This window comes from Cupriavidus sp. BIS7, assembly GCF_000292345.1.
In the GTDB taxonomy this organism is placed as follows: domain Bacteria; phylum Pseudomonadota; class Gammaproteobacteria; order Burkholderiales; family Burkholderiaceae; genus Cupriavidus.
In genome coordinates this window covers 42991-55883 of the sequence record NZ_ALOU01000069.1, presented here as the reverse complement: position 1 = coordinate 55883, position 12893 = coordinate 42991, and the positions used below count along the sequence as shown (strand labels likewise).

Here is a 12893-nt window from a genome sequence, read left to right as displayed (position 1 = left end):
CGCCAGGGCGTTGATGAGTATTTAGTGGCAGGGTGCGGCTCCCCAGGTTCGTACCCTGTTTCTCGTTGGGCGCATGGGGAGCGCCTGCCAACAGATGCTGGACACCCCTGCTAGGTGGCGCAGCATCCTTACTTGAGTACGTTGAGATCGGGCACGCGCAGTTGTCAGGCGCGCGCAGCGGGCAGCGGATGGAGGTAAGTATGAGCGGTTGGAAAACCCTTCATCTTCCCGGCATCGGGCGGGCATTGCAGGTCCGCTTCAGACAGCCGGTTCCCGGTGTGAGCCGTGCACTGCAAGTGCGACTGGCCCATCCGGTGGCAGGTCGCGCGTTGCTGCGCGGCGGCCGCACAACCTTGAAGTACACCCTGAACAGTCTTGGGGTGTTGTCGGTGGCCGCAGCGGTCACCCTGACTGTCAGCCAGCAATGGCGGACGTCGCTTGCCGGCGCGCTGGCAGGCAACGAAGCACCGGCCGTACTGGTCGAGGCAGCGATGACCGATGCCCCGGCCAGCAGCAACGTGCCGGCGATGTCGGCCGACGTGGCCGCTTCGCGCCTGATGGCCGCCGTCGGCCATGGCGCCACGGGTCTGCCGTCCGTATCGGGCGTGGACGAGTGGAGCCAGACGGCAGCAGGCAAGGTGCCGTCGGTAGCCCATCTGGCCGCCCAGATTCCGGTCCAGCGTGTGGCGCTCGACGCGCGCAGCACGTCCGCGCTCGGTTCCGCGCGCGAACAGGCCGCCGTGGCTGAATACATCGCCCGCAAGTACCGCGTGGCGACGCAGGCGACTGCCCAGCTCGTGAAGGCCGCATACATGACCGGCCGCGAGGTTGGCATTGATCCGCTGCTGATCCTTGGCGTGATTGCCATCGAATCGAGCTTCAATCCGTATGCCGAAAGCGGCGTCGGTGCGCAGGGCCTGATGCAGGTGATGACGAAGGTCCACCAGGACAAGTACGAGGCCGTGGGCGGCGTGTCCGCCGCGCTGAATCCGTACGCCAACATCAAGATTGGTGCGCTGGTTCTGAAGGACTGCATCGCGCGCGCTGGTTCGCTCGAAGGCGGCCTGAAGTACTACGTGGGCTCCACGAGCAATACCGACGGCGGCTATGGCGCCAAGGTGCTGGCTGAGCGTGCGCGCCTGCGTGCACTGCTGGGCCTGCCGAACTCCGAGCGGGCTTCGGCCGGCGACGCGAAGACGCAGGCCGAGCATCACCAGGGCAACGAGAAGCTCGAAGCCTCGGGCAATACGGCACAGTCGGCCTGATCGGCGGATTCACGCTGCAAACGAAAAAAGCGCACCAGCTGGTGCGCTTTTTTCGTTTGCGGACAACTTTCGCAAGCCTGCCGGTTGTTTGACGGCCAACGCCGCAAAGCTGTCGGTTTGATCCAGCACGGCAGCATTTGATGCGCCGGCCCTCTCCCCCAGCCCCTCTCCCGCAGGCGGGAGAGGGGAGCAGACCTGCGGGCGAATCGCGAACGCCCTCACCGCAAGAAATGATGCAGCCGCTGCATCGCGTCCTCGATATTCGCCATCGACGTGGCGTACGAGATCCGGATGTAGTCGCGCGCCGTGTGCGGGCCGAAGTCCGTGCCGGGTACCATGACCACGCCGGCGTCGTGCAGGATGGCCTGCGTCAGGCGGTCGGCGTCGCCGGCGGCGGGGTGGTTCACATGGCGGCAATCGGCGTAGACGTAGAACGCGCCGTCCGGCTTGACCGGCACGCGCAGGCCCAGCGCTTCCAGTGCGGGCAGGATCGCATCGCGGCGGCGGCGGAATTCGGCCTTGCGTTCGTCGTAGATCGCCAATGCCTCGGGCGAGAAGCAGGCCAGTGCCGCGTGCTGGGCCACGGCCGATGGGCAGATGAACAGATTCTGCGCCACCTTCTCGAACGCCGGCACCAGCGAGTCCGGCACCACCAGCCAGCCCAGGCGCCAGCCAGTCATGTTGAAGTACTTCGAGAAACTGTTGACGGTCACCACATTGTCATCGAGCGACAACGCCGAGACCGGCGGCGCGTCATACGACAGGCCCTGGTAAATCTCGTCGAGGATGGCAAAGCCCTGGCGCTTGCGGACCTCGGCCAGGATCGCCTTGAGTTCGTCGGGCAGGATAGACGTGCCGGTCGGGTTCGACGGCGATGCCAGCAGCACGCCGCGCGTATTCTCGCCCCAGTGCTCGGTCACCTGGGCGGCGGTGAGCTGGAAGCGCTCGTCCGGGCCGCTCGGAATCATCTTGGCATGGCCGTCGAACGCCGCCACGAAATGCCGGTTGCACGGATAACTCGGGTCCGGCATCAGCACCTCGGCACCGATTTCCACAAGCACGGCGCAGGCCAGCAGCAGCGCACCCGACGCCCCGGCCGTGACAATCACGCGACGTGCCGGGACGTCCAGCCCATAGGCGGTCTTGTAGTAACCGGCGATTGCCTCGCGCAGCGCGTGGATGCCAAGTGCGCCCGTGTACTGGGTGACGCCGCGGCGCATCGCCGCCTCGGCGGCATGGATCACGGGCGCCGGGGCCGTGAAGTCGGGTTCGCCGATGCCCATATGGATGATGTGGCGCCCGGCGCGTTCCAGTTCGGCGGCCTGCTTGGCCAGTTCCATCACGTGGAAGGCGTCGATGTGGGCGAGGCGGGAAGCGGTGGCAAGGCGCGGGAAGTCCATGGCAATCGGGGCTGGCCCGTCAGAGGGCCGCAAAAAGGTTGGCGTGGCACCTTGGCGCGCACGCGGGAAATCGGGTCATCAAACAAAAACACCCGCCGAGGCGGGTGTCTTGCCGGCGCAGGGCATCATCGGATGCCCTGCACAGAAATGCAACATCTGTTTGAAATGCGCGAATCAGCGGCGGGCCGATACTTCCGGAGCGCGCACCTGTGCGGCCAACTTGTCGAGCACGCCGTTGACGTACTTGTAGCCTTCCACGCCGCCGAAGGTCTTGGTCAACTCGACGGCCTCGTTGATGACGACCTTGTACGGGATGTCCAGGCAATGCACAAGCTCGTAGCTGCCAACCAGCAGCGCCGCGCGTTCCACCGGCGACAGTTCGTCGACCTTACGGTCCAGGAACGGCTCGAAAGCGGCCGTCAGGCGAGCTTCCTCGCGCACGGCGCCGCCCAGCAGGGCATCGAAGTGCTCACGGTCAGCCTTGTTGAAGCCCTGGGCATCGCGCAGGTGGGCCTGAATGGCGCCAATATCGTTACGGTTCAGCAGCCACTGGTAGAGGCCCTGAAGCGCGAGTTCGCGCGAACGGCGGCGTGCGCTCTTGGGCGGTGCCTTCGGCTCGGTGCGAGCCTTGGCGCCGGCAGCCTTGTCGCTCACGCCCTTGTCGCCGGTGTCGGGCGCATCACTCATCATCTTCCTCGTCTTCTTCGTCTTCGGCACCGTGCTCGCGCAGCGAATCGAGCGCGACGACCAGGTTCGCCATTTCCACGGCGGTGCGGGCGCAGTCGCGGCCCTTCTCACGCGTGCGGGCGTGGGCCTGGGCGTCCGTGTCGACGGTCAGGATGCCGTTGGCGATCGGTACATTGAAGTCAAGGCCAACGCGGGAGATGCCAGCGCCGGACTCGTTCGAAACCAGTTCGAAGTGGTAGGTCTCGCCGCGCACCACCGCGCCCAGCGCGATCAGTGCGTCGAACTGGCCGCTCTCGGCCATCTTCTGCAGCGCCAGCGGCACTTCCAGCGCGCCCGGCACGGTGACCAGCAGCGTGTCTTCGCCTTCGACACCCAGCTTTTCCAGTTCGGCCACGCAGGCCTCGCGCAGCTCGTCGCAGACGGGCTCGTTGAAGCGGGCCTGCACGATACCGATACGCAGGCCTTCGCCGTCGAGGTTGCTCTCGTAGAAGCCGTGATCCATCGTTATTTCTCCAGTGATTCGGTCAGGCAGCCGCGCGGGACGCGCCGCCGCCAGGTCTATCGGTATGCCCGGTTCCCGCTCAATCGCAGTTCGGCTCGCCACTCATCGACTGGCAGCCGACGATCTCCAGGTCGTAGCCGGTCATGCTCGGCATCTTCTGCGGCGAACCCAGCACGCGCATCTTGCCCACGCCCACGTCGCGCAGGATCTGTGCGCCCACGCCGTAGGTGCGCAGGTCCGGCTTGCGGCGCGGACGGTTGTGCGGGGCATCGAGCGCGGCGAACTGTTCGAACAGCAGTTCGGGCGAATCGCCACAGTTCAGCAGCACCATCACGCCGTGCTCGGCGCCGTGCAGCACTTCCAGCGCAGCCGGAAGGCCCCATGAGTGGGTGGTACGGCCGGCTTCGAGCATGTCCAGCACGGACAGCGGCTCGTGCACACGCACCAGCGTCTCGCGTTCGGGGTGTGGCTTGCCCTTGACCAGCGCCACATGGGCGCGGCCGGTCGGCTTGTCACGATACAGCACGCTGTGGAACGTACCCCACGGCGTCTGCATCTCGCGCTCGCCCATCCGTTCGATGATGCTTTCGGTGCGGCTGCGGTAGTGGATGAGGTCGGCGATCGTACCGATCTTGAGGTCGTGCTCTTGCGCGAACTCGATCAGGTCCGGCAGCCGCGCCATCGTACCGTCGTCCTTCATGATTTCGCAGATCACCGCCGCGGGCGTCACGCCGGCCAGCGCGCCGAGGTCGCAGCCGGCCTCGGTGTGGCCAGCGCGGATCAGCACGCCGCCGGGCTGGGCCGTCAGCGGGAAGATGTGGCCGGGCTGGACCAGGTCGCTCGCCTTGGCGTCGCGCGCCACGGCAGCCTGCACGGTGCGCGAGCGGTCTGCGGCCGAAATGCCGGTGGTCACGCCTTCGGCCGCCTCGATCGAGACGGTGAAGTTGGTGCCGTGTACCGTGCCGTTGCGCGACACCATCGGATACAGCTCCAGCTGGCGGCAACGCTCGGCGGTCAGCGTCAGGCAGATCAGGCCACGGCCGTACTTGGCCATGAAATTGATGGCCTCGGGCGTTACGAAATCAGCTGCCAGGACAAGGTCACCCTCATTTTCACGGTCTTCCTCGTCTACAAGGATGACCATGCGGCCGGCACGAATGTCGGCAATGATGTCTTCGATACGAGAGATAGTCATGGCTGGGGCGACGTAAGAATGGCGAGCGGAATGCTTTTCGGCGGGCAGGGCCGGCGGCAGAATGCTGCGACGCCGGTGAAATCAAGGCCGCTATTGTACGCCAAGCCGTGCATTGCTGGCCCGCCTTGACCCGACCCGCATCGGGCTGGGGTCTTGTACGAATATGAATAAAAAGGCACTTAACGGTGTAATTGCCGTTTTGCAGTTGCCGCACTGACCAGGAGATCACGCATGACCCCGCCGCTGCAAGGCATCCGCATTGTCGAGTTCGAAGGGATTGGCCCCGGGCCGCTGGCTGGCCGCATGCTGGCCGACATGGGCGCGGAAGTGACGGTTATCGCGCGGCGCCAGCGTGTGGCCGTGGCCGAGCAGCTTGGTGGCGACAAGGCCAGCCCGCTGCGGCGCGGCAAGATCATCCGCCCGCTGGATCTGAAGCAGCCCGGCGATCTGGCCGAGGCGATGCGCCTGGTGGAGCAGGCCGATGCCTTGATCGAGGGCAATCGGCCCGGCGTGATGGAGCGGCTCGGCCTGGGCCCGGCCGATTGCGCCGCGCGCAATCCGAAGCTGGTGTATGGCCGCATGACGGGTTGGGGCCAGTCCGGCCCGCTTGCGCAGACCGCCGGGCACGATCTGAACTACGTGGCGCTGACCGGCATGCTGTCGCTGTCGGCCAGGCCGGGCGAGGCGCCGATGATCCCGCCCACCGTGCTTGGCGATGCGGGCGGCGCGCTGGGGCTGGCATTCGGCATCGTCTGCGCGATGCTCGACGCCCGTGCCACCGGGCGAGGCCGCGTCGTAGACGGCGCCATCGTCGACATGGTGGCGATGCTCGGTGGCATCGCGCTGTGGGTGCGCAATAACGGGCAACTCGGCGGACCGGCGCCGAGCCCATTCCATCAATCACCGTTCTACGATGTCTATGCCTGTGCCGACGGCGGCTTCATCACGATCGGCGCGCTGGAGCCGCAGTTCTACGCGCTGCTGCTGGAGAAGCTTGGCATGACCGATGTCGACCCTGCGCGGCAGTATGACCATGCGAGTTGGCCCGCGCTGAAGCAACGGTTCACCACGCTGTTCGCCAGCCAGCCGCGCGCGCATTGGGATGCGTTGCTTGGCGGCACCGATGTCTGCTATGCGCCGGTGCTCAGCATCGCGGAAGCGGCACGGCATCCGCATAACGTGGCGCGCGGCACGTTTATCGGGCAGCAGGATGGAGCGCTCGATGTATCGGGGGCGCCGAGGTTCAGCGCGCTCTCGCCGGATGCCGATTCCGGGCAGAGCATCGACATCAAGCCATGAGGCTGTTCTGAAACAGCCTCTTTATGGTGGTGTGGCCTCCGGTATGCTTGCCGGGGCCGTTTTCAACTGGCGGGACCGGGAGGGGAAATGATGCGATACGCATTGGTGGTGGCTGCACTGTGCCTGAGCTTTTCCGCATTCGCCCAGGAGGCGCCGCTCGACGAGAGCGTCACGACCGTGACCCTGCCACGTGGCACGGAACTGAACCTGGTGGTCAGCAAGAAGCCCGGCTCCAGGCCGACGACAGCCGCGCTGTTGTTTCCCGGCTATCCGGGCGTGCTGAGGGTGGAAGTCCAGAACGGCGCCCCCGTATATCAGTTACGTGGCAATTTCCTGGTGCGCGCGCGCCGCCATCTGGTGTCCGATCAGCTAATGACGGTACTGGTCGATTGTCCGAAGGACCACTGGAACGATTGCGGCGATACGTACAGGACGTCGGGCCAGCATGCGGCCGACGTGGGCGCCGCGATCGACAGGATCAAAGCGGATTTCGGTGTCAGCAAGATATACGTGGTCGGCACGAGTTACGGCACGGTGTCCAGCGCATTCCTGGCGCGCAAGCTCGATGGCCGCATCGATGGCGCGGTGCATTCGGCGACGTTCACCGATCCGAGTGCGGGGCGAGGCCGCAACGTGCACGGCCTGCCAATGTGGAACTTCGACTGGACAGCCACACACGTCGACCAACTCTTCGTCCACCATCACGATGATCCGTGCCCAGTGACGGAATATCGAACCATCGTGGCCAGGCACGGCAGCATCCCGCTGATCACGGTGCAGGGATCGAAAGGCGTGCGCGGCGAGCCGTGCGAGGCGTTCTCGCAACATGGCTTCGTCGGCCGCGAGCAGCCGGTCATGCAGGCGATCGGCGACTGGATCATGACGCGCAAGGTGGTGGAGACCGTGGGCGAAAAGCGGGACGAGTGACGATTTGAGGCCAAGCGAGGCCAAGCGACGCCCAAGCAGGGCTCAAGCTATCCAGAATCCCGCCGAAAACACGGATGCGGGGCCACGTGCGGCCCTATTTTTCGAAAACTCTTCCTCCGTGTGACTCATGGTCGGCTTTCCCGATCCCGGCAATCCGCATTTCATATCCGATGAGGGATTGCCGCAAGATTCCTCGCTGGGTCCGGGCCCGCTTTCCGCCAGCCAACCGTCGAAAATCGGCCTGGCGCTGCAGGATCTTGCCTGGCTGCAATGCCGGGGCCGGCTGCACGGGCGTGGCGGATACACGATGGCATCCACGCTGCTGCAGGTGAATCCGCTGGCGCGGACTTTCGTCCTGGAGGGTTGCCGGACCTCGTCCGAACAGGATTTCCTGCTGAAGTCGGGTGAAGTCGTCTTTTCATCGCGGCTGCGCGGCATGCCGATTCGCTTCCCCATCGTCAATCCGCGAACGATCCGGTACCAGGGCGAACTTGCGTGCGCCTCGGACTTTCCTTCCAACATGGAGTTTGCCGAGCGGCGGCGCCAGCCGCGTGCACTGATCGCTCCTGACAGGAACTACACGTGCCGGCTGCTGGCGCCCGGTGGCCAGTGGCTGGAACTGGGCATCGACAACCTGTCGCAGGGCGGTGTGGGGCTGAGTTCGATGTCGACGCTCTCCAGGATCGTGCCCGCGGGCACGATCCTGAACCGGTGCAGCCTCGACTTCGGCCCGCATGGAAAGCTGGAAGCGTCGCTGCAGACTGCCGGGCACGGGATTATCCGACGCCACGAACTGTTGCATCACCTTGTTGGCTGTACCTTCCTGGCGCTCACGCCTTCGCAGCGGACGTTCGTGCAGCGCCTCGTCTACCAGTTCGAACTATCGGATCTGTCCGGTCGGCCTGACCGCGATTGAATCCAGTCGCCTCGATGCGCGCATGGCGCCGCCGAGCGCCATGACGTGTCGTATGTGGCAGATAAAGCACTGGAAACGTGCCCAATCAGATTGCTTCGTCGGCGGAGGCGTCAGACGCCGACAGCATCCTCTCCACGTACCGCGCGATCAGGTCGATCTCCAGATTCACGCGCTTGCCCGGCGCCAGTTCGTTGAGCGTGGTGACTTCCACGGTATGCGGGATCAGGTTGATCGAGAACACGCAGCCGTCGGCTTCGTCGCTGACGCTGTTGACGGTCAGCGATACGCCGTTGACCACCACCGACCCCTTGTAGGCCAGGTAGCGGCCCAGCTCGCGCGGCGCGCGGATGCGCAGCTCGTGCGATTCGCCAACCGGCGCGAAGCGGACAACTTCGCCGAGTCCGTCCACATGGCCCGACACCAGGTGCCCGCCGAGGCGATCGGCCAGCCGCAGCGCCTTTTCCAGATTGACGCGGCCCGGTTGGTCGAGGCCGACGGTCTTGTCGAGCGATTCGCGCGAAACATCGACGTCGAAGTGGCCGGCATCAAGCGTCACCACGGTCATGCAGGCGCCCTGGATGGCAATGCTGTCGCCAATGCCCACGTCCGTCAGGTCCAGGTCGCCAGCGGCTACGCGCAGGCGCACGCCTGCGTTGGCGTCATTACCGAGCGGTGAGATGGATTCGATGCGGCCAACCGCCGCCACGATGCCAGTAAACATGCTTGCCTCTTCGATGTGTGATTTCGTTCAGAATTTGCTGTCGGCGCGACGCGCGATCAGGCGCAGGTCGTCGCCAATCTGGCGGATCTCGTGCCAGCGGAATGCAGCGGCGTCTTCGAGCCTGGACAGCGGCGGCAGGTTGAACATGCCCTGCGCATCGCCGAGCAGTTTCGGCGCCAGATAGACCAGCAGCTCGTCGGCGCAACCTTCGCGGATCAGCGAACCATTGAGCTTGAAGCCGGCTTCCACGTGGAGTTCATTGATCCCGCGACGGCCGAGTTCCTCGAGCATGTGGCGCAGTTCGACCTTGCCATGCGGATTCGGCAGGACCACGACTTCGGCGCCACGGGCTTCCAGCGCACGCTGGCGGGCCTTGTCTTCGATGGCGCAGAACACCAGCACCGGTTTGGCGAAGTCACCGGTATCGCGATTCAGGATCTGCGCGTCCAGCGGGACTTCCAGCCGCGAATCGACCAGCACGCGTTGCGGTTGGCGCGGCGTGGGAATCGCGCGCACTGTGAGCGCCGGGTTGTCATCGCGGACGGTACCGATGCCGGTCAGGATGGCGCAGGCGCGGGCACGCCACGCGTGGCCGTCATCGCGCGCGGCCTGGCCAGTGATCCATTGGCTCGTGCCATCGTGCAGGGCTGTGCCGCCATCGAGCGATGCCGCCACCTTGACGCGGACCCATGGCAGGCCGCGCGTCATGCGCGAGACAAAGCCGATGTTCAGGTCACGCGCTTCCTTTTCCAGCAAGCCGCAGCGCACGTCGATACCTGCATCGCGCAATCGTTGCAACCCCCGGCCGGATACCGATGGGTTCGGGTCTTCCATGGCGGCCACCACGCGGGCGATACGCGCACGCACCAGCGCGTCTGCACACGGAGGTGTGCGGCCGAAGTGGCTGCAGGGCTCCAGCGTGACGTAGGCCGTGGCGCCTGCGGGATCATGCCCGCGCGAGATGGCGTCCTTCATGGCCTGGATCTCGGCGTGATCCTGGCCGGCCGGCTGCGTGTAGCCCTGTCCGATCACCTGACCATCCTTCATCAGCACACAACCGACACGCGGATTCGGTGTGGTGATGAACATGCCGCGCGCCGCAAGCGCAAGGGCCTGCTCCATGGCGGTGTGGTCGGAGTCGGAAAACATAGTGTGGCGATTCGGGCCGAAGGGTTTGTCGGGTGTCCGGATGCGGGTCAGTCGGGTTCAGTTGCAGTCGACATCGACACCGGGCCGGCAGATCCGGATGCGCCCCTGGGCACCTAGCCGGACCTGGCGCTGCGCATCGTGGCAGCGCACCTGGAACGTAGCGGCAAAGAAGCCGCCTTGTTCAGATCGTGAGTATCCCACAGGTGTCAGGCGCAGGCTTTGTGGTCCCGCCTCGCCCGCCGTGCCGCGCAGCGTGATCCGCAGGCAGGAATCTGTCACGGCAGCGACAAAAAATGGAGGCGCCGCGCTGGTGGCGAGTTGCCAGCCGCCGCCCAGTGTGCTGGCGCCGGCGAGTGGGCCAAGGCTTACCTCCGTGCGCCGGCTTGCCGCCGTTGTGCGTGCCAGCGCCAGCGACGCAGCCAGCCGGTCCGCAGCATGTGCGGCGGTTTGCTCCGCCAGCAGGTTGCGCAGCACTGGCCACGCCGCCACCGCCAGAACGGCGGCGATGGCCAACGAGATCAGCAGTTCGGGCAGGGTGGCGCCTGGCGCCATGCGGGCGGGTTCATGCATCTCAGCACTCCATTGGCAGTGGGGCGGTATCGCCGGTTGCCATGGGCATGGAAAGCCACTCGCCATTGCTGCGCAGGATCAGCGTGCCGCACGGCATGTCCGCGTGGACAGGTGTGGCGCGCACCTCCACGCAGCGCGACAGATCCATGCCCGAGCAACTTGTGGCGGCCAGCCAGTGCCGCGTGCGGGCCGGCGGGGGCGGCACCGGTCTGGGCCATCTGCCGGCCGGTGTTTCGGCGCCGGGCGCGCTGGCGAACGATGCGTTGGCCAGCGCGTGGCGTTCCAGCGTCAACATCGCCGAGATCAGTTCTGCGCGCGCCTGCATGCGCCAGCCTCGTTCCAGATGGCGCTGCCACGCCGGGAGTGCCAGCACGGCGAGCATGGCGACGATCATCGTGACCGCCAGCAATTCGATCAGGCTGAAGCCATTGGCGCTTCGTCTGGGGGTGAAGGTGCGCGGCGTCATGGATTCGTCCGGATCAGTTCGCGCCAGCCAAGCCGGCCACGGCGGCGGCTCAGCCGTGCCTGCTGCAGGAGATAAGCCGTATCGCCGTCAATGCGCCACAGGCTCACTTCGAATATGTCGCGGGCCATCCTGCCGGCCTCTGTGGGGTTGCCCGCCAGGACGGAAGACATGACGGTAACTGGCGCACCGAACCGGTCGTCGAACGGCAAGCCGGTGACGGCAGGTGTTGGCAAGCCATCCGGCCCTGTCAGCGTGGCCGATTCCCCGCTCGCGGCATCGATCAGGTAGCTGCGGGCACGGCCGTCGGGCGTCACGGTAGTGAAGTGCAGGTGCACGGGGCCGGCCATCTCAAGGTTCGTAATCGATTCGTCAGGATGTGGGAGCGCCAGCGTCCAGCCATTCGCGGCTGTGTCGCCTTGCTGTCGGCTCCTGTGCAGCACAACGCCGCCACCTGCTGCGACAGCGTCGATCCGGGACGGAGCGCCTTGCGCGCGGCGGCGATCCGGAATCGCGGATAGCTCGCTGCCGCTTGCGTAGACGATGAATGGTCCCGTAGCCGTGTGCACGATGACGGGAGGTTCCGCGCTGGCACCGCGGCCTTGCCGATGGAGGCATGCGGCAGGGTTTGCCGCGTTGCCGGTGCCGAGGTGTTCGAGTCCGAATCGCCAGAGCCTGCCCTGGTCGTCTGTTGCATAGGCGGCCCGGGCACGGCCACTCGCATCGGCATCGACGGTAGTGGCCAGCAGCCGGGTGGTGGATCTGTCCGCACCACATCCGGCGTCTGGCAGCAGCAGCCGAATGATGGCGCCGGATGGGTACCACGCCGCTACGGGGCGGTCGAGCGGCAGCAACGCCAGGCCGGCACGCGTGCCGATATCCGGTACCGGCGCAAGAATGGTGACGGCCGCCCAGCGTCGTACGTCTTGTTCAATCCACAAGGCTGCGCGGATGGGGCCGGCGCCAGTGAGCGGCAACGCGTCGGTGGCCGATACCTCCATCATCAGGCCGATTGGCGTATCGCCATCCGGTGACGAAACATCGAGCACGAATATGGCAGCCGTCTGCGCTTGCGTTGCCGGCACGCTGCACAGAAGCAGCGTTCTCCAGGTGCCCGATGGATCGGCATCCATGCTTTCCGGGCGAGGGCAGGGCAGTGATGGTGTGGCGCCCTGCGGTGCGGTTAGCGCCGCGGCGCCGGGCAGCATGGCGCGGGGCAGAAAGCCCGCGAGTTCGTCGCCCGTCACCGCATCGAAGCCGTGCACGATGCCGTCGCGCGTGCCGATCCACACAGCGGTGCGACGACGGGCGTGCTTCTGGCGAAAGGCCGTGTGCCCCGCTTGCATCGGCAGCCACGCGGGCGGCGGTACGACGCGCACCTTGGCGCCGGTGCTGCTGGCCAGGCGCGTATCCCGCTGCCGCAGCGTGGGGTCAGAGCGGGACCCTCGCAGCCACGCGAGCCGTGCGCCGCCGTTTCCGGTGGGCTCGGGGCCGTTCAGTATGTCCTGCGCGTGGGCATCAATGGCATGCCAGTGCAGCGGCGCAAGGCGTTCGCCGCCAAGGTACAGCCTGCGGGACTGGATATCGCGCCGGTCGAGCAAGGAGCCGGCTTCCCATTGCGTGAGCGCCGCCGATACATGGAGGCCGGCAGTGCGGAAGGCGAGTGCGTGGAGCCGGCCTGTCCAGGGAAAGGCGCCCGCCGACATTCGGTAGCCAAGCGGCAGTTGACCGGCGTCGGCACCGTATGCAGACGATACGGGGGCCAGCCCCGCGAACAGGAACAGGATCAGCGTCAAAAC

The 12893-nt window shown here is 66.1% G+C and carries 13 protein-coding genes; 4 read left to right on the top strand and 9 right to left on the bottom strand.

The window, feature by feature from the left end; all coding sequences use genetic code 11:
- Positions 1-200 precede the first annotated feature (200 nt).
- Entirely contained in the window at positions 201-1265 is a 1065-nt protein-coding gene (locus tag B552_RS0121960; RefSeq protein ID WP_026035924.1) for a lytic transglycosylase domain-containing protein, read from the top strand.
- A 218-nt stretch (positions 1266-1483) separates the two neighbouring features.
- Here the strand turns inward: B552_RS0121960 and B552_RS0121955 are convergent, their stop codons facing one another.
- The 4 genes from B552_RS0121955 to ribBA all read right to left on the bottom strand — a co-directional run bounded on the left by B552_RS0121955 (position 1484) and on the right by ribBA (position 5049).
- Positions 1484-2665: a pyridoxal phosphate-dependent aminotransferase gene (locus B552_RS0121955; RefSeq protein ID WP_019451210.1), complete on the bottom strand. Its 1182-nt coding sequence runs from the start codon at positions 2663-2665 to the stop codon at positions 1484-1486.
- A 174-nt stretch (positions 2666-2839) separates the two neighbouring features.
- The gene (nusB, locus tag B552_RS0121950) at positions 2840-3352 is read right to left on the bottom strand and encodes a transcription antitermination factor NusB (protein ID WP_019451209.1); all 513 of its coding nucleotides are present in this window, start codon (positions 3350-3352) and stop codon (positions 2840-2842) included.
- Complete coding sequence (gene ribH / locus B552_RS0121945) at positions 3345-3854, bottom strand: 6,7-dimethyl-8-ribityllumazine synthase (protein WP_019451208.1); 510 nt, start codon at positions 3852-3854, stop codon at positions 3345-3347. Before ribH ends, nusB begins: the two co-directional genes overlap by 8 nt.
- Before the next feature lie 79 nt (positions 3855-3933).
- Positions 3934-5049 carry a bifunctional 3,4-dihydroxy-2-butanone-4-phosphate synthase/GTP cyclohydrolase II gene (ribBA, locus tag B552_RS0121940; protein WP_019451207.1) on the bottom strand — a complete coding sequence of 372 codons (1116 nt, stop codon included), beginning with the start codon at positions 5047-5049 and terminating at the stop codon, positions 3934-3936.
- A gap of 231 nt (positions 5050-5280) precedes the next feature.
- Between ribBA and B552_RS0121935 the strand changes: the two genes are divergently transcribed.
- The 3 genes from B552_RS0121935 to B552_RS27795 all read left to right on the top strand — a co-directional run bounded on the left by B552_RS0121935 (position 5281) and on the right by B552_RS27795 (position 8191).
- Complete coding sequence (locus tag B552_RS0121935) at positions 5281-6348, top strand: CaiB/BaiF CoA-transferase family protein (RefSeq protein WP_019451206.1); 1068 nt, start codon at positions 5281-5283, stop codon at positions 6346-6348.
- A gap of 87 nt (positions 6349-6435) precedes the next feature.
- Positions 6436-7275: an alpha/beta fold hydrolase gene (locus tag B552_RS0121930; protein ID WP_237718321.1), complete on the top strand. Its 840-nt coding sequence runs from the start codon at positions 6436-6438 to the stop codon at positions 7273-7275.
- Positions 7276-7453: 178 nt separating this feature from the next.
- A complete protein-coding gene (locus B552_RS27795; protein WP_162137622.1) occupies positions 7454-8191 on the top strand; it encodes a flagellar brake protein in 738 nt (245 codons plus the stop codon).
- 85 nt (positions 8192-8276) lie between these two features.
- Here B552_RS27795 and B552_RS0121920 read toward each other — a convergent pair whose 3' ends face one another.
- Genes B552_RS0121920 through B552_RS0121900 form a run of 5 tightly spaced genes read right to left on the bottom strand, consistent with a single transcriptional unit; the run spans position 8277 to position 12890 of the window.
- Positions 8277-8912: a riboflavin synthase gene (locus tag B552_RS0121920; protein ID WP_019451203.1), complete on the bottom strand. Its 636-nt coding sequence runs from the start codon at positions 8910-8912 to the stop codon at positions 8277-8279.
- A gap of 27 nt (positions 8913-8939) precedes the next feature.
- Positions 8940-10061: a bifunctional diaminohydroxyphosphoribosylaminopyrimidine deaminase/5-amino-6-(5-phosphoribosylamino)uracil reductase RibD gene (gene ribD, locus B552_RS0121915; RefSeq protein ID WP_019451202.1), complete on the bottom strand. Its 1122-nt coding sequence runs from the start codon at positions 10059-10061 to the stop codon at positions 8940-8942.
- A 57-nt stretch (positions 10062-10118) separates the two neighbouring features.
- Positions 10119-10631 (bottom strand): GspH/FimT family pseudopilin, encoded by a 513-nt coding sequence (locus B552_RS0121910; RefSeq protein WP_019451201.1) that lies wholly within the window; start codon positions 10629-10631, stop codon positions 10119-10121.
- 1 nt (position 10632) lies between these two features.
- Entirely contained in the window at positions 10633-11097 is a 465-nt protein-coding gene (locus B552_RS0121905; RefSeq protein ID WP_019451200.1) for a prepilin-type N-terminal cleavage/methylation domain-containing protein, read from the bottom strand.
- Positions 11094-12890 carry a PilC/PilY family type IV pilus protein gene (locus B552_RS0121900; protein ID WP_019451199.1) on the bottom strand — a complete coding sequence of 599 codons (1797 nt, stop codon included), beginning with the start codon at positions 12888-12890 and terminating at the stop codon, positions 11094-11096. The genes B552_RS0121905 and B552_RS0121900 overlap by 4 nt, the downstream gene beginning before the upstream one ends.
- Between the last annotated feature and the right edge of the window lie 3 nt (positions 12891-12893).

Excerpts from the sequence above, each read along its gene's own strand:
- B552_RS0121930 (WP_237718321.1), top strand. The coding sequence starts at position 6,436 with ATGATGCGATACGCATTGGTGGTGGCTGCACTGTGCCTGAGCTTTTCC.
- B552_RS0121910 (WP_019451201.1), bottom strand. The coding sequence starts at position 10,631 with ATGCATGAACCCGCCCGCATGGCGCCAGGCGCCACCCTGCCCGAACTG.
- ribH (WP_019451208.1), bottom strand. The coding sequence starts at position 3,854 with ATGGATCACGGCTTCTACGAGAGCAACCTCGACGGCGAAGGCCTGCGT.
- ribBA (WP_019451207.1), bottom strand. The coding sequence starts at position 5,049 with ATGACTATCTCTCGTATCGAAGACATCATTGCCGACATTCGTGCCGGC.
- B552_RS0121935 (WP_019451206.1), top strand. The coding sequence starts at position 5,281 with ATGACCCCGCCGCTGCAAGGCATCCGCATTGTCGAGTTCGAAGGGATT.
- B552_RS0121905 (WP_019451200.1), bottom strand. The coding sequence starts at position 11,097 with ATGACGCCGCGCACCTTCACCCCCAGACGAAGCGCCAATGGCTTCAGC.
- B552_RS0121920 (WP_019451203.1), bottom strand. The coding sequence starts at position 8,912 with ATGTTTACTGGCATCGTGGCGGCGGTTGGCCGCATCGAATCCATCTCA.
- ribD (WP_019451202.1), bottom strand. The coding sequence starts at position 10,061 with ATGTTTTCCGACTCCGACCACACCGCCATGGAGCAGGCCCTTGCGCTT.
- B552_RS0121955 (WP_019451210.1), bottom strand. The coding sequence starts at position 2,665 with ATGGACTTCCCGCGCCTTGCCACCGCTTCCCGCCTCGCCCACATCGAC.
- B552_RS0121960 (WP_026035924.1), top strand. The coding sequence starts at position 201 with ATGAGCGGTTGGAAAACCCTTCATCTTCCCGGCATCGGGCGGGCATTG.
- nusB (WP_019451209.1), bottom strand. The coding sequence starts at position 3,352 with ATGAGTGATGCGCCCGACACCGGCGACAAGGGCGTGAGCGACAAGGCT.